The 16,545-nt window shown below is 44.1% G+C and carries 13 protein-coding genes and 1 pseudogene; 3 read left to right on the top strand and 11 right to left on the bottom strand.

All coding sequences use genetic code 11. The annotated features are described in order from the left end of the window. The first annotated feature begins 29 nt into the window (after positions 1-29). Positions 30-500, top strand: coding sequence for a hypothetical protein (locus tag AACQ38_RS24160; RefSeq protein ID WP_109791267.1), 471 nt, complete (start codon positions 30-32; stop codon positions 498-500). On the opposite strand, the gene spoT is transcribed toward AACQ38_RS24160, so the two are convergent. From spoT to gmk, 3 genes are read right to left on the bottom strand one after another with little or no spacing between them, the layout of a single operon-like run. Next, positions 432-2,549 (bottom strand): bifunctional GTP diphosphokinase/guanosine-3',5'-bis pyrophosphate 3'-pyrophosphohydrolase, encoded by a 2,118-nt coding sequence (gene spoT, locus AACQ38_RS17590; RefSeq protein ID WP_011144671.1) that lies wholly within the window; start codon positions 2,547-2,549, stop codon positions 432-434. The two genes, AACQ38_RS24160 and spoT, sit on opposite strands and share 69 nt — an antisense overlap. A 17-nt stretch (positions 2,550-2,566) precedes the next feature. After that, positions 2,567-2,842, bottom strand: coding sequence for a DNA-directed RNA polymerase subunit omega (gene rpoZ / locus AACQ38_RS17585; RefSeq protein ID WP_011144672.1), 276 nt, complete (start codon positions 2,840-2,842; stop codon positions 2,567-2,569). A gap of 54 nt (positions 2,843-2,896) precedes the next feature. Continuing rightward, complete coding sequence (gene gmk / locus AACQ38_RS17580) at positions 2,897-3,520, bottom strand: guanylate kinase (protein ID WP_165578702.1); 624 nt, start codon at positions 3,518-3,520, stop codon at positions 2,897-2,899. A 459-nt stretch (positions 3,521-3,979) separates the two neighbouring features. Between gmk and AACQ38_RS17575 the strand changes: the two are divergent. Continuing rightward, positions 3,980-4,141 (top strand): annotated as a pseudogene (locus AACQ38_RS17575) (zinc ribbon domain-containing protein); the annotation flags it as partial. A gap of 79 nt (positions 4,142-4,220) precedes the next feature. On the opposite strand, the gene AACQ38_RS17570 reads toward AACQ38_RS17575, so the two are convergent. The 7 genes from AACQ38_RS17570 to AACQ38_RS17540 all read right to left on the bottom strand — a co-directional run bounded on the left by AACQ38_RS17570 (position 4,221) and on the right by AACQ38_RS17540 (position 14,963). After that, complete coding sequence (locus AACQ38_RS17570) at positions 4,221-5,516, bottom strand: RCC1 domain-containing protein (RefSeq protein ID WP_165578701.1); 1,296 nt, start codon at positions 5,514-5,516, stop codon at positions 4,221-4,223. Positions 5,517-5,751: 235 nt separating this feature from the next. After that, a complete protein-coding gene (locus AACQ38_RS17565; RefSeq protein WP_165578700.1) occupies positions 5,752-6,933 on the bottom strand; it encodes a hypothetical protein in 1,182 nt (393 codons plus the stop codon). Between the two features lie 752 nt (positions 6,934-7,685). Beyond that, on the bottom strand, positions 7,686-8,375 hold the full coding sequence (locus tag AACQ38_RS17560) for a hypothetical protein (protein WP_109791270.1): 690 nt from the start codon (positions 8,373-8,375) through the stop codon (positions 7,686-7,688). 538 nt (positions 8,376-8,913) lie between these two features. Further along, positions 8,914-9,807 (bottom strand): hypothetical protein, encoded by an 894-nt coding sequence (locus AACQ38_RS17555; protein ID WP_242685619.1) that lies wholly within the window; start codon positions 9,805-9,807, stop codon positions 8,914-8,916. Between the two features lie 1,330 nt (positions 9,808-11,137). Further along, on the bottom strand, positions 11,138-11,836 hold the full coding sequence (locus AACQ38_RS17550; protein WP_165578699.1) for a hypothetical protein: 699 nt from the start codon (positions 11,834-11,836) through the stop codon (positions 11,138-11,140). Positions 11,837-12,622: 786 nt separating this feature from the next. Next, entirely contained in the window at positions 12,623-13,951 is a 1,329-nt protein-coding gene (locus tag AACQ38_RS17545; RefSeq protein ID WP_165578698.1) for an RCC1 domain-containing protein, read from the bottom strand. Between the two features lie 70 nt (positions 13,952-14,021). Then, the gene (locus AACQ38_RS17540; protein WP_165578697.1) at positions 14,022-14,963 is read right to left on the bottom strand and encodes an RCC1 domain-containing protein; all 942 of its coding nucleotides are present in this window, start codon (positions 14,961-14,963) and stop codon (positions 14,022-14,024) included. Between the two features lie 774 nt (positions 14,964-15,737). Between AACQ38_RS17540 and AACQ38_RS17535 the strand changes: the two genes are divergently transcribed. Further along, positions 15,738-15,992, top strand: a complete 255-nt coding sequence (locus tag AACQ38_RS17535) for a hypothetical protein (protein ID WP_165578696.1) — start codon at positions 15,738-15,740, stop codon at positions 15,990-15,992. Positions 15,993-16,138: 146 nt separating this feature from the next. On the opposite strand, the gene AACQ38_RS17530 is transcribed toward AACQ38_RS17535, so the two are convergent. Then, a complete protein-coding gene (locus AACQ38_RS17530; protein ID WP_165578695.1) occupies positions 16,139-16,417 on the bottom strand; it encodes a helix-turn-helix domain-containing protein in 279 nt (92 codons plus the stop codon). Between the last annotated feature and the right edge of the window lie 128 nt (positions 16,418-16,545).

Below are 16,545 nucleotides of genomic sequence, written 5' to 3'. Positions count from 1 at the left end.
TCACACATGTGGCTGTTTGGCGGGATATGATGAAGGGCGAGTTTTCATCGATTTTGTGTGTGATGCCTTATGGGATGCTGATAAGTCGGATGGTACTGGTTATCGGGATCATATTGTTGGCCGTCTGTGGGTTTTTATTGGGCAACAAAATTCGCTACTCGCGGTATCCCCGTATGCTGTTAGCGTATTGGTGCCGAACATGGATTTTGCCGCTATTGTTTATCGCTATCGGATTGGTATTGATGTTTGGTGTGGGTGAGGAGGGTTGGTTAGACCGCATACTGGATGAGGTTGATTCAGTATTGATTGGTCTGTTCTTTGATAACCGGGATGACGTGCTGTCAGCCCCGTATCCGCCGCCGGTGTCTTGTGGGTCGGCGGTGGATAGCGCTGTTGATTGTTCACCTGCTGATTTGCACGGGCTATCCGGTTTAGTTTCTGTTACGACTGACTCGCATCACATCCGGCATGATCCGAATTTTGCGCATAATATTCGCTAACTGAATACGGTCTTTAGTCGTGAGCCGGATAAAAGCACAGTAAACCCGGCCGTCTTTCTCTTCGGTATTCATACTCTGAATATTGGAATTGGCTGCATTAATGGCGGCGGTCAGATTTGCCAGCGCCCCTTGATGGTTAAACATGTCCACTTTTATTTCGGCGGTGAAATCGTTATTGATCTCTTGATCCCACTCGACGGCCATAAATTTTTCGGGTTCTTTCTGATAACCACGGATATTACGGCAAGACTCATGGTGGATAACCAACCCTTTGCCGGGACTGATATGGGCGATGATAGGGTCACCGGGGATGGGCCGGCAACATTTGGCAAACGTAATCAGCACACCGTCAGCGCCTTTGATGGGTAATTTACGAGCACCATTGTTGTGATAGGTATTTGTGGTATTTTCTGGCGGCGCGCCTAGCAAATTACGGGCGACGACGATACTCATGGTATTGCCAAGCCCGATTTCAGCCAGCAGATCGTCTATTGTCGAGAGTTTCATTCTCGTCAATTCTTTATTGATACTTTCCGGTGGAATATCAACCAGTTTCTTCCCACTACCCAACGCGTGATTTAACAGGCGACGCCCCAGCCCAATGGAGTCTTCCCGCTTTAGGTTTTTCAACAATTGACGAATTTTAGCGCGGGCTTTTGAACTGACGACAAAGTTCAGCCAGGCGGCATTTGGCCGGGCACCCGGCGCGGTAATAATTTCAACGGTTTGGCCGCTGGTAAGAGACTGAGATAATGGATATGGCTGGCGATCAACCCGTGAGCCAACGCAGGCGTGACCAATATCGGTATGTACGGCGTAAGCAAAATCAACCGGGGTGGCACCGGCGGGTAATTCCACAATGCGCCCTTTTGGGGTAAAAACGTAAATCTCATCAGGAAACAGATCAGATTTAACGCTTTCGATAAATTCAAAAGAGCTACCGGCACTTTGCTGTAATTCCAGCAGACTTTGCATCCAGCGCTGCGCACGGACTTGCGCGGCGGTACCGGATTCACCTTGTTCTTTATAAGCCCAGTGTGCCGCGACGCCCATTTCAGCCATTTGATCCATATCTTCGGTGCGGATCTGGACCTCGACTGGCACCCCATGAGGGCCAATCAGGGAAGTGTGCAGGGATTGATAGCCATTGGCCTTAGGGATGGCAATGTAATCTTTGACTCTGCCCGGGCGGGGTTTATACAGGCTGTGCATCTGCCCCAAAACCCGATAGCAGATATCAACATTATTAACGATGACCCGAAAAGCATAGATATCCATAATTGAATGAAAACGTTGCTCTTTGAGGTGCATTTTCTGGTAAATAGAATAGAGATGTTTTTCCCTGCCGCTGACTTTGCATTCAATGCCGGCTTCAGTCAGCCTGCCTGCGATTTCAGACAGAATTTTCTGGATCATCTCCTTACGGTTACCCCGGGCCGCTTTTACCACTTCTTTGATAACCCGGTAGCGGTTAGGGTGAAGGGCCTCAAACCCCAGCTCTTCTAACTCTGTTTTCAGATGATGGATACCCAAACGATGGGCTAAGGGGCTGTAGATCTCTAACGTTTCCCGGGCGATACGGCGGCGCTTATCTGGGCGTAACGCGCCGAGCGTGCGCATATTGTGGGTACGGTCCGCCAGTTTGATCAAAATGACGCGGATATCCTGCACCATTGCCATGACCATTTTGCGGAAATTTTCCGCTTGTGCCTCTTTTTTATCGCGGAAATTCAGCTTATCAAGTTTGGAGACCCCTTCGACTAACCCGGCAACCACCGGGCCGAAAGGCTGGGCGATATCCTGAAAGGTGGCGGGCGTGTCTTCAATAACATCATGCAACAAGGCGGCCATCAGCGTTTCATGGTCGAGACGCATCTCGGCTAAAATGCAGGCAACTGCGACAGGATGAGTAATGTAGGGCTCACCGCTGGTACGGGTTTGCCCTTCATGGGCATCCCGCGCAACAGAGTAAGCCTGCTTGAGGAGCTCAATCTGAGCCCCGGGCAGGTATTTTTGGGCAAGCTGATTCAGGCTTTCGAACAGATACAAGGCAGACCTACCGTAGATTAACGACGACTTTCCGCGATAGCGGAAACCGCCTGCATTTCTGCGGCTTCCTGCTCTTGTTGTTCCTGGCGTTCACGTACGTCCAGAATTTTACCGTTGATCAGGCCCTCTTCCACTTCACGCAGAGCGATAACCGTGACTTTATCGTTCTCTTCAGCAACCAGAGGATCTTTACCTCCTGTTTGCAGTTGACGTGCTCGACGAGCGGCGACCAACACCAGGTCAAAACGGTTACCAATTTTTTCTACAGCGTCTTGAACAGTTACGCGTGCCATATGTGTGCGACTCCACAGGTAAAGAAATGACTGGGCATCATACTGAAACTTGGTTCAGTCTGCCAATAATTTGCTGATTAAAGCATCATGCCGTTGTGCCTGGCGCTCCCGATGCAGGCGTTCTGAACGGATGATGGTGTGCAGATCGGCCAATGCAGTATTGAAATCATCATTAACGATTAAATAATCATACTCGTTATAGTGAACCATTTCTGCAACGGCTTGATCCATGCGTTTTTCAATAATATCTTCACTATCCTGCCCTCGACCGCGCAGACGGCGACAGAGCTCTTCTTTTGACGGCGGCAGGATAAAAATGCTGCGGGCAGAGGGCATTTGTTTGCGGATCTGCTGCGCTCCTTGCCAATCGATATCAAGAAAAACATCAACCCCACTGGCAAGGGTGTCTTCAATCATTTTCCGGGATGTACCGTAATAATTATCAAAAACACGGGCGTGTTCCAGAAATTCATGGTTACTGATCATCTGACGAAATACTTCTTCCGTGACAAAGAAATAGTGTTCACCCTGATTCTCTCCGGGACGCATTGCACGTGTGGTATGGGAAACAGAAACCTGAGTATCATACAGAGGTTGAGTCTTTAACAAAGCCTGAATCAGGCTTGATTTACCCGCTCCGCTTGGCGCGGAGACAATATATAACGTGCCTTGGATCATGGTGGTATCTTGGTTGATTGGATAATAATTAAATAAGGCAGAATAAAATTCTTATAACAGTATACACGTACCCATTCACACATGTCGCGTTGCCGATGCATTTCCGCCGAAATTTTCTTAGGGGAAAAATTGCCAATGGATATTTTGTATCGCCAAGGGTTGACTTCTTTAGTTAAAATTTTGCTCTATGTATTATCACAACTGTTGTTGAATGAAACAAAAATGGTGTATTTGCTGTTTTATGTGTCACCATCGCTTGGTCGAAAAGGAGGCATGGATGAAATACAGTGAGTTCCGCCGATGGCTAATTTCTCAAGGAGTTTTAATTGTTAAGAAGCACTATAATATCCGACGCATTGAGATGAAAAAGCGCGTTATTTTGAGCGTTTTTACTGTCTTAAAAGGGCAGTGCTAACCGCGGCAAGGCCCGATTACGTCTGGCGGCAGTCCATGAGCGGGCGGATCTGGCAATGCCCTTTCTGTTGAGTCGAACATGACCGCGATATCAATGCGGCGATCAACATCCAGCGCAAGGGCATAACAGCATTACAGGCGGCGGGACTTGTCGTTTCTGCCCACGGAGGCCAGCGTAAATCCGTCATAAAGACGGTTGCGGCCTGAGAAGTGGGAAGCCTCGCTGTTTTTTTACGGCGGGGAGCAGTCACCGGGTTACAATGAAAGAGTATGGCTTAATCGGCAATTAATCGTATTCACCATGTGCTTTAATATCCCCGCCTCCCCAGCCAACTCGTTTGCCATTTGTTCGCAAAGCCGTAAAGGCGCTCCCCGATGAGTCTACGCTGACAATATCCTGCAATTTAGCGATTTCGGGTGGAACAAACCCACCGGTACTTGGCTTCCCCCAGGCAACGACACTACGGTCTGCCCGCAGGGCCGCGAAAGCAGAATTTGTTGCACTCAGGCCGACGATATCGTTCAGTTGAGCAATATCGAGTGGGAGTATGCCACCATTATCTAGATCTCCCCAAGCAACGACACTACGGTTTGCCCGTAAGGCCGAGAAAGCAGAATTTGTCGAACTTAGGCTGACAATATCATTCAGCCGAGCAATTTTTGATGGGACATCATTCCTATCACTCCTTCCCCAAACAACAACGCTGCGGTTTGCCCGTAGGGCAGCGAAAGCATCATCATTTGCACTTAAACTGACAATATCATTCAGCTGAGCAATGTCTGATGGGACATTACCGCTATAACCCCCTCCCCAGGCAACAACGCTGCGGTTTGCCCGTAGGGCAGCGAAAGCATCATTATTTGCACTTAAACTGACAATATCATTCAGCTGAGCCATGTCTGATGGGACATAATTATAACTACCGGCCCAAGCAATAACGCTGCGGTCGGCTCGCAAGGCGACGAAACTATCATATGCTGAACTTAAACTGACAATATCGTTCAGTTGAGCAATATCAGGTGGGAGTTTGCCACTGTAGTGCTCATTGCTCCAAGTAACGACGCTACGGTCGGCTCGCAAGGCGGTAAAGGAGTATTGTGTGGTACTTAAACTGACAATATCGTTCAGTTGAGCAATTTCAGGTGGGGCTTTGCCACCGTCGAAATTATTCCCCCAATTAACGACGCTACGGTCGGCTCGCAGGGCGGCAAAGGCGTATTGTGTGGCACTTAAACTGACAATATCGTTCAGTTCAGCAATCTTAGGTGGGATTTTGCCACCGTAGCCCGCATCCCCCCAGGCAACGACGCTGAGGTCGGCTCGCAAGGCGGCGAAAGCACCACTTGTTGCACTTAAACTGACAATATCGCTCAGTTGAGCAATTTCAGGTGGGATTTCGCCACCGTAGCGCGCATCCCCCCAGGCAACGATATGGCCATTCTGTAATAATATGGCGGTTCCAAAGTCATTAGAGTCTATGACGTCATTGCTACCATAGCTGATAGTTTTTCTTCCAGATCGTTGTTTGATAAAAGTGTCTTTGGTCTCTGTGCTGAATGAGAACTCGTTATGTTGATTCATATCACTCTCCTGATAGGCTGTGTCGGATTTATTTGTAGGAATTCTGCGCCGCAAAACCTATTTCTTCCCCATCAAACTGGGTTTCTGCTTAAAGGGTGTAAGCACCTGTATTGCGGTATTTGATTTGCTGGCGGTCAGCGTAGTGTGTTAATCCGTTCATAACAGGTGAAGAGATTATGAGGATTAACTCAATTTTCAGGCCAGCGTCTCTCCTGCTAAAAAACACATTTACTGATTAATTGTATTCACCATGTGCTTTGGTATCTCCTCCTCCCCAACCTACACTGCGGCCATCTGCTCGCAAGGCTGCAAATGCAGAGTGTGATGCACTCAGGCTAACGATATCCTTCAACTTAGCAATTTCCGGTGGCACATAACCACCGCGACTTGGTTGTCCCCAGGCAACGACGCTGCCATCTGCCCGCAGAGCTGCGAAAGCACAATCTGCTGCACTCAGGCTGACGATATCGTTCAGTTGAGCAATCTTAAGTGGTAATGTTCCGCCAATGTCTATATCTCCCCAGGCAACCACACTGCGGTCGGCTCGCAAGGCGGCAAAGGCATACGGTGTGGCACTTAAACTGACAATATCCTTTAATGCGGCAATTTCGGGTGGAACCACTATTCCCCACCAGGAAACGACGCTGTGGTCTGCCCGTAGGGCGGCGGCATAATTATAATTGGTAGTTATGCTAACGATATCTTGTAATTTGGCGATTTCTGGCGGGATAATTTCCACACCCCAAGAGACAACGCTGCCGTTCGCTCGTAAGGCCACGAAAGTATTATTTGTTGAACTTAGGCTGACAATATCCTTTAATGCGGCAATTTCGGGTGGGGTTGGCAAAAAATCCAATCCCCAGGAGACGACGCTGCCATCTGCCCGTAAGGCGGCAAAAGATTGCTCTGTTGCGCTTAGGCTGATGATATTGTGTAGCGATAATCCACACATTCTTGGCAGAGCCGTGTTTAAAAAATCCACTGCTCCCCAAGAGGCTATGCTGCCGTCCGCCCGTAGGCCCGTGAAAACATCTCTTATTGGAATTGCACTCACACTGACAATATTCTTCATCTTATCCACTTTTGATTGTGGCGGGAGTAGGTCATTGAGGAGTGAACCCCAGATAGACACGCTGCCATCTGCCCGCAAGGCTGAAAATGCAGATTTTGTTGCACTTATGCTGACAATATCCTGCAATTCGGCAAATTCGGCAATTGGTGGCGGGACTTGATTATCATCTGAGTTTTTCCCCCAAGTGATCACTCTGCCATTTTGCAATAACATGACGGTTGTCGATTCAATAGAGATGATGGAGGTATTGCCACCAGAGTGACTTTCTCTGCCTGATTTTAGGTTTTGCTGGATAAAACGATCACCGGTAGCCATGTTTGATGAGAGATGGTCATTTTGGTTCATATTGGCTCTCCTAAATAAGGTTAATATTGGGTTTGCTTTTACCTATAAGATAAAATTGGTTTATCGCGAGTTAAGCTAGATTTATATTGCCACTGGGTAACATTACCTGTTATTTGAATAAAAAGATAATAGAAAAACACGATCAGTTTATAATTTTGTGGATGTATTCCAGTAAAGAAAATATCACATAAATTGAGGTGTTATACGAATGAAAGTATTGAAAGGATAACATGAAAAAGTAAACGAATAATGTGATTGAACGTGAATGATGTGACTCAGAAGAGTTAAACCCGACGTCATGATATTAAATGGTTAGTGTAAATATTAACAGTTACAGTAATTGGTTATTTACTTCTCATTTGAAGTGAGAAGTTATCGCTTTTTTAATTTTTATTGGAAAATCAGTATAATAACTGGAATTGAATATTGTGATATTTCAGATTGATAAAAAACAAGGTGAATGATAACTCAGTATATTATCCGTATTCATTGGATACTCAACCGGGGATTGTTCCCCGGTTGTCTGGTTAAAGATTTTCATTGTGTTGCTATCGCTTCATTCCAGATAAATGACCTTTACTCTTACTGCCTATCCCAATAGAGCTATTTTATTTGCCATTTTGAACCTGGGCAGTGCTCAAAATCCTCACGTACTACGTGTACGCTCCGGTTTTTCCGCGCTGTCCGTGTTCAAACTGTCTGCAACAATTACGCCTATTGAGATAGGCTCTTAGTTTCTGCTGGTTATTATTTTATTCATTGGGTAAAAGAATGGCAGGATCTTTAAAATTGGGATTTAAATCAACGGGTGCAGACCAGAGCACAAGGCTATAGATCACATTTTGCATATCTTGGCTGTCTTGCATTATAATTAACGGCACCCCATTTTCCCAGTTATTTTCGAATTGAACTTGCTCTTCAGGTTTTCGCTGCCATGAAAAACCCGTTCCTTCGCAAGATACTTCGTAACACAGATCGAGTAGCTTAGACTCCATTACGTTACTGTCCCCTTTGAACCATTGGGGCTCATTATTTTCAACGATTGCATCCGTATAAAGTGTTATGGTGGCCTTTCCTGGCTGGCCATCTTTGCGGGAGGCTATTATCTCACAAGTGTACTTTCCTGTAACAACATGTGGAACAATGAAGATTCGGTTTTTCGTTTTAATCCAGAACATCATATCTTTTAACACTGCGGTATCAGGTAAACGTGTCCCTGGAAAATCGAAATGTGGATCACCTTTAGGAAAGACTAAGGTACTTGTCCCACTTTCTGGATAACGAACCAATTTATCGTTATTCTCTTTTCCATATATCTTCGGGTTTCCGAGAGCTAAAATGGCTTTCTCTGGAACCCAGTCTATGATTTGAGGGTTACTCGTGATTTGAGGTCGACTAGGTTGTGTATACGTATGAACATAATATTCTTTAGAAGTTTTCATTTATTGCTGTAATCCCCTCCCGGTTAAATTATATCGACCTTTCAGAGATTCTCCTTTTTCCGATTATTATTTTCTGTATCTGGGTACCCGTGCAAGCTGTCACTACACGTTACCTCATTGGATTTTAGCTCTTATCTGCCGTCAGTTTTTACTGGCGGTATTTCTACCGATAAGGTAAAACCTACTCTTGTGAGTTAAGCCGGATCTATATTTTCACTGAATAACATTACCTGTTATTTGCATAGAAAGATAGTAGAAAAAAGTGATTGGTTGATAATTTGGTGGATGTATTCCGGTAAAGAAAATATCACATACATTGAGATGTCATACGAATGAAAGTATTGAAAGAGTAACGCGAACGAGTAAATAAATAATAGGGTTAAGCGTGAATGAGGCAGGTCTGGAGGAATTAATGTTCGAATGGTAATATTTAAATGGTTTACGTAAAAACTGACTGTTATGGAAACGGGTTATCTATTTCCAATGTACTTCGAGTGCTCAACCGGGGATTACTCCCCGGTTGTTCTATTAACGATTTTTATTTATTACGGCTATCTGCCTTTCTCACCCCGGATATATTATCTGGGTTATCACAGGGATCTGGCTTCGCTAGGTTAGCACTGCCCGTACTGCCCGTACTAGTAGGTTTCTGGATGGCTGGGTCTTTAAACCTATTATTCGGATTGTTGTCTGGTGGTGTCCAGAAAGCAACATTATGAATCCAATTGCAGGTGTCTTGCATTTCAATTGACGGTACCCCGTTTTCCCACTTACTTTCCAATTCAAATTTCTCTTCGGGTTTACGCTCCCATGAAAATCCGGTCCCTAGGCAGTTTACTGTGTAAGTCAGGTCGTTCACGTTAGATTCCATAACGTTTTTGTCTCCCTTGAACCAGTAGATGTCTGGATTGACAACGATAGCATCCGTATAGAGGGTCACTGTGGCTTTCCCTGGAGATCTATCTTTACGTTTGGCAACCATCTTACAGGTATACTTACCTGTAACCACATGTGGCACCTTGAAGATTCTGTATTGTGCTCTAACCCAGAACATGCCGTCTTTTAGCATCATCTCTTTTCCTATCGGTTTTGGAAAATTATGATCTATTACTGTCGGAAAGACATTCAATAAGGTACTGGTACCCACTTCTGGGTAACGAATTGGCTTACCGTTGTTGTCTTGCCCATTTATCACCGGATTCCCGAGAGCTTTGATTGCCCAACTTGGGTTCCAATTGGGTGTAGCAGCGGCGAATACCGAGGTGGAAAAGAGCGCCCCTACAGACACGCACATCATCCATACCGGCCACTGGCGGTAATGTGCCGTTATCCGACCAATATCCTGTTTCATTCTGTTGATGAATGTGTTACCCGCATTCATGGGATATTCAGATGGGGATAGTTCCCCAGTTGTTACGTGAGAAATTTTCATTTATTGCTGTAATCCCGTCCCGGCCAAATGACATTGGCCTTTCAGAGATTCCCCTTTTCCAGTTATTATTTCCTGCATCGGGTACCCGTGCAGGTCGTCACTACAGGTTATCTGTCTTAATGACAGGTTTTGTTCAATTAGTCTCTGGACTCCGGCTCTTATTCACTTCCTCTTGATCGGAGGAAACCCAAGTCAAATACCACTTTGCACTGACTGTCCGCATTACTTTATGTTGCTTTCCGAGCCTTTAGGTATATTTGCCTACCATTTTCTGCTATTACTATTGCCGCTAGATTTACTGCCTATCTCAATAGGGCTATTTTATTTGCCATTTTGAACCTGGGCAGTGCTCAAAATCCTCACGTACTACGTGTACGCTCCGGTTTTTCCGCGCTGTCCGTGTTCAAACTGCCTGCAACAATTACGCCTATTGAGATAGGCTCTTATCAGCTATTGCTGGCTGATACACATGAGATAATTCAATATGACTATTATTTATTGAGTTGAAACCGGAATGGAAAACCATCTCGGCCAATGTAATCTTGGCTATTTGTATCCCAAAAACTCAGAGGGTAGCGTGCAGAATAGCGATGCATCTTGAAATCCATAGGGTATATATTGGATTTACCTTTTACCCACAGGGGAACCTATGCCATAAAACCTATCCCTTGCGGGTTAAACTGAATTTTTACTGATATGAATAATATTAGACATTATTTAAGTAAAAATCTAATAGAAAAAAGTTATCGGCTGATAACCTTAGGTTAATGCTACACCTGATTGTTGGTAGTGGTTTTTAGATTATTTTCCACAGATAGATCACAAGAGTGGTAATAATGAGATTTAGGCAGAGGGATTTAGCGGGGATATACATCTTTATGACTATTATTACGTGAACGAGTAACTTAATTTGGTAATAACAGAGGGCAGGTAAGCTAATATTTCAAATTAGAGGGTGTCGCAAAAGGCCAGCATTGACAATAAACCCACAGAGATTTATTGCCTGTTATTGGAACTGACAACCCAGACAAGCTAAAAATAGCCCATAATATCAGGGCAACGGCCCTTGATAAGTTATACGCTATGACGTTTAGTGTAAGCAGACGGTTCCAGTTTTCGAGTGAATAAGGTCATAAAAGATCTGCGCCTAAAGGAAGAGCGCAGATTTTAATGGATAACATGAGCTTTTGCGACACCTTCTTTATGGCGGGGAGGATGTCAACTGTATTCATTGAGTGCTCAACCGGGGATTACTCCCCGGTTGTTCTGTTAAAGATTTTTATTTATTGCTGCTACCTGCCTTCTCATTCCAGATAGGTTATCTGGGTTATTACAGGGATCTGGCTTCTCCAGGTTGGCTATTAGGTCTCAGGATGGCTGGGTCTTTAAACTGACCATTTGGATTGTTGCTTGGTGGCGTCCAGAAAGCAACATCATAAATCCAATCGCAAGTGTCTTGCATTTTAATTGTCAGTGCCGCGTTTTCCCACTTACTTTCCAATTCAAATTTCTCTTCGGGTTTACGCTCCCATGAAAATCCGGTCCCTCGGCAGTTTGCTGAGTAAATCAGGTCGTTCACGCTAGATTCCATAACGTTTTTGTCTCCCTTGAACCTGTAGAGTATATAATTTACAACGGTAGCATCCGTCTTGAGGATTGCTGTGGCTTTCCCTGGACGTCCATCTTTACGTTCGGCAATCATCTGACAGATATACGTGCCTGTGACCACACGTGGGACCTTGAAGATGCTGTTTTGTGCATTTATCCAGAACCTGCCTTGTTCCAGCGTCATATCGTCTACTCTCGGCTTTGGAAAATTACGATTTATTACTGGCGGAAAGACATTCAATAAGGGACTGGTACGTGATTCTGGGTAACGAATTGGCTTACCCCTGTTGTCTTTCCCATTTATCACCGGTTGCCCGAGAGCTTTGATTGCCCACGTTGGGTTCCAAGAGGGTGCAGCAGGATTAGGTTGATAATACTCTGATGGGGATAGCTCCCCGGTTGCCATATTAAAAATTTTCATTCTTTGTGATAACCCTGTCCCGGCCAGATTGTATTGGCCTTTTAAGGGCCCTCCTTTTTCAGATGATTATTCTCTGCATCGGGTCACCCGTGCAGGTTGTTATTACACGGTTTCGTTCATGTAAGAGTATTGCTGGAACTCATGTTTGAGGAGAAATCGTCTTGATTCATATTACTCTCCTAACTTAAGGTTATATCGGATTTACCTTTACCTACAGGGAACCTATGCCATAAAACCTATCCCTTGCGGGTTAAGCTGAATTTCTATTGCTACGAAGACATAAATAAGATTAGCAATTATTTTTAAAAAAAGATAATAGGAAATAGTTATCGGCTGATAACTTAAGATTAATGCTAAATTAATTTTTTGGTAGTTGATTTCAGATTATTTTTTTATCTATAAGTGGTAAGGGTTGAAATTATGAGACTTGAGCGGCAGAATTTAGGGGGGATGTACATCTTTATGGCTACTCTTATTAATACGTAAATATGTAACTTAATATGCTAAGTATTAACTGTAAAGCAAGGAAGAAAAATCACTAGGGGTTTATTGTAATATCCGCTCTAGCCTGTTTATGAAAATGTCAGTTATTTTTGGGTTTTTAGGATTTACGTCCCAAATTATTTCGTAAAGTCATAGTCTTTTAATCTTTATTTGAAAGTTAATGTTAGTAATAACAGAGAGCGGGTGTGATGAGATTTAAAGTGAATACTCAACAGGCTGAACCGAGGTATTATGGTTCAGCCTTGGTTTTCGTGTTTTTTAGTCATTCATAATGACAATGGATTAATCATCATATTCACTATGTACTATATTATCGTTACCAACATCCCAGGCTAATATCTGACCATTCTGTCGTAAGACTGTGAAAGATTTACCGGTTGTACTTAGGCTGACGATATCTTGTAATCGGGCTATCCCAGATGGGAGTTTGACGCTTGGATCACTGTGTCCCCAAGAGACCACGCTACCATTTGCCCTTAGGGCAGCGAACGCATCATTTGCTGCACTTAGGCTGACAATGTCCGTTAAGTTGGCGATTTCGGGTGGGATGCTGGTACTTGCCCCCCAGATGATTACGCTGCGATTTGCCCTCAAGGCAGCGAATGAGCCTCTTGCTAGATGTGAGCTTATTGCGGGATGTAGGCTGACTATATCCTTTAATGCGGCAATTTCGGGTGGTACCTGACCGCCAGAGTTCGGATCACCCCAGGTAACTACACTACGGTCTGCCCGCAGGGCAGCAAATGCTTTGTCTGTTGCACTTAGGCTGACAATGTCCGTTAAGTTAGCAATTTCTGTCGGGACGCTGCCGCCTGATTCTCCATCTCCCCAAGCGAGCACGCTGCCATCCTTTTGCAGGGCTGCGAAAGAAGTCCATGTTGAACTTAGGCTGACGAAATACTTGTAGTTCATATTAGAAGGTACAGAATATTTACCCCAGGAGACGACTTGATCATCCGCCCGCTGGGCCACGAATGTATTCGCAGTTGTACTTATTCTGACAATATCTTTTAATTGGGCAATGTCAGACGGGACTTGCCCTCCTTGATATGGATTTCCCCAGGCGACCACACTACCATTCGCTCGTAGGGCGGCGAAGGCAGAATATGTTGAACTTAGGCTGACAATGTCCTGTAATTCAGCGATATCGGATGGGATTGGGCTTCCCCAATTTGGCGCTTTCTGATCTGGATCTCCCCAAGCGACTACACTACGGTTTTCCCGCAGGGCGGCGAAAGCACTCGACGTTGAACTCAGACTGACAATATCCCGTAATTTGGCAATTTCTGGTGGGACTTCGCCGCCGTTGTCTCGATCACCCCAAGCGACCACGCTACGGTCTGCCCGCAGCGCGGCTACAGCAGAGATTGTTGAAGTCAGGTTGACTATATCCTGTAATTGAGCAATTTCGGGTGGGATATTTCTGACATCATCATCTCCCCAAGCGATCACTCTGCCATTTGGTAATAACATGGCGGTTGACCAGGCCGTAGGGACGATGCAGATTTTGTCGTTGGAGTTACTATTACCGTATGTCCCAAATTGCTGGTATAACTTTATAGAATTATCGTGGGTATCCATGTTTGGTGAGAAATCGTTATTTTGGCTCATCTTCTTCTCCTAATAAGGTCATATCGGATTTACCTTTTCTGTACCGTAAAACTTCTGCTCAATGGATTAACTAACTATCATATTCATTATGTAGTTTATTGTCGTAAATAGAGCCCCAGCCTACCCTCTGACCATTGGTTCGCACTATTGTGAATGAGTTTCTTGATGCATTAAGGCTAACGATATCTTGTAATCGAGTTATCCCGGAAGGGACTTGATTGCCTTGATAATCGCCATATCCCCAGGCAACGACGCTACCGTTCATCCGTAGGGCTGCAAATGCGGTTTCTGTTGCACTTATACTGGTAATATCCTGCAATACGGCAATTTCGGGTGGAGTTTTGATATTATTGCCTTCCCAGGCAACCACACTGCGATCTGCCCGTAGAGCCGCGAAAGCATTCGATGTTGTACACAGACTGACGATATCTTGTAATTGGGCAATCTCCGACGGAATACTGCCACCCGAAGATGGGTCGCCCCAAGTAACAACACTGTGATTTGCCCGTAGAGCCGCAAAAGCAAAATTTGTTGCTCTTATGCTGACAATATCCTGCAATTGAATAATTTCTGGTGGGATTTGAGCACCTAAGTCTTGGAATCCCCAGGTGACGACGCTGCGGTTTGATCGTAGAGCTGCGAAAGCAGAACCTATTGCACTAATACTGACAATATCCCGCAATTGGGCAATTTCTGGTGGAACCTGACCTCCCCCATTTTTGATTCCCCAAGCGACCACGCTCCGGTTTTTCCGTAGTGCCGCAAAAGCATCATCTGTTGCACTCAAGCTAACGATATCCTGTAATTGAGCAATGTCGGGCGGGATTTGACTACTAGGACCATTTCCCCAAGCGATCACTCTGCCATTTGGTAATAACATGGCAGTTGCCTCTTTAGTAGAGGCGATGGGCGTATTATTATCAGCGTCACTATTCCTGTCTGGTTGCCAATATTGTTTTATAGGATTGTCGTTGGTATCCATACTTGGTGAGAAATCGTTATTTTGATTCATATTACTCTCCTAATGAAGGTTATATCGAATTTACCTTTTCCCACAGGGAGTCTATGTCATGAAATCTATCCCTTGCGGGTTAAGCTGCATTTCTACTGATATGAATAAGGTTGTCTATTCTTTAAATATAATAGGAAAAAATAATTAAGACTAATGGTAAATCTATTTTTCTAATCCGTTTTAAATTTCTTTTGTATCAATAAGCTATAAAATTCACAATGTTGAAGTTTGATCAGGGAGATTTAAAGGAAATATATATCATTATGGTTGTTAATAATATATTAACACGTAAATTAATTTACTAATAATTAATCGTAAAACAGAAAATAAAGAATTATTAATATTTTTGTCGTAATATCCATAAATGTTCTCAAGAATTATTTATATGCAAGTATTCAGAGTAACATGTGTATTTAATTATTAATTAAAATGCAATAAATAGTTAAATGATTTAGGCTTTCACCATAAATATCCGCTCTATGCAGTATATAAAAAAGTCCGCTACCTTGGGATTTCAGGCAGTTATTCTTCGAACCGCTTCGCAAAGTTATTATCTCTGCCTTGGACATCATCTCTTTATCCTCTATTTTGTTGTTATGCATGGATAGCCAAGGAGCAACGGATGCTTAATTTATTGATAAGGGTTGTTCGGAGTATGAATGGAATTTACACTGCATACTGTGGTGTGTGATTTATCGACAGTTGTTACCTTAATATTCATTAGTTAGTTTTATCTGTCATAAGTTTGTGGTGCAAATTACAGGGGTTACAGCGATGAGGCTTGAACTGCAAAATTTAGCAAAAATGTCACCGGCGCAAGAGCGCGCTTTTATGGCTATCTTTGATGCTCAACTGGCAAATGACGATGGTTCAGAGGCGCGTGCTCACCTCAATGCTGGTGAACCAATTTATTATGCGGAGTTTGACACTCCATCAGGGGTGGTTATTAAGGAATATCCAGGTGGCCGTAGGGAACTGGTTAGTTTTATGAGTGGTACCGAGCAGGTAGTTGAGGTTTTGGAAGAGTGACGCATCGGCCTCAGCTATGGGTTATTGCGGGACCGAATGGAGCGAGCAAATTGATGCTCATTTGTGCTGTTGAGACGATCCTCATCGGTAAAGGCGAACGTAAGCTGATGAAGCACACCCGAAGGTACTTTTCTATATCGTTTGGATTAAGTTGTTTTGAAGCCAAAATGTAATTCACAATTGCAAGCTCTGGCGTAGTTCAATAGTGTCTTAAGTGTTGGGTTTCCGTTTCCTTTTTCAAGCCTGGAAATATTCGCCTCTTTTGTTCCCATACGCTGTGCAACTTGGTTTTGCGTTAGACCAGCAGCATGCCGCATGCGTAATAAAGTATTAATTAGCTCGAATTCTGTCTCTAGCGCATCATACTCAGCTTTTACATCTGAGTTAGCTAATGCTTTGGATTTTAGGGATTTTAATTTGCTCATTTTATAACCTCTTTCATTCGTTTATAAGCGAGACCAAGATCCTTTTTAGGATACGAGCCTGAATTTTGGGTGGCATATTTAATATCGACCCTTGAACTTATCGTATGTGATAAGTTTATCGGTTATTA

Source organism: Photorhabdus sp. RW14-46 (genome assembly GCF_963887965.1).
Taxonomy (GTDB): domain Bacteria; phylum Pseudomonadota; class Gammaproteobacteria; order Enterobacterales; family Enterobacteriaceae; genus Photorhabdus; species Photorhabdus laumondii.
The sequence above is the reverse complement of the archived record's forward strand: the minus strand, read 5'-3'. Positions and strand labels throughout refer to the sequence as shown.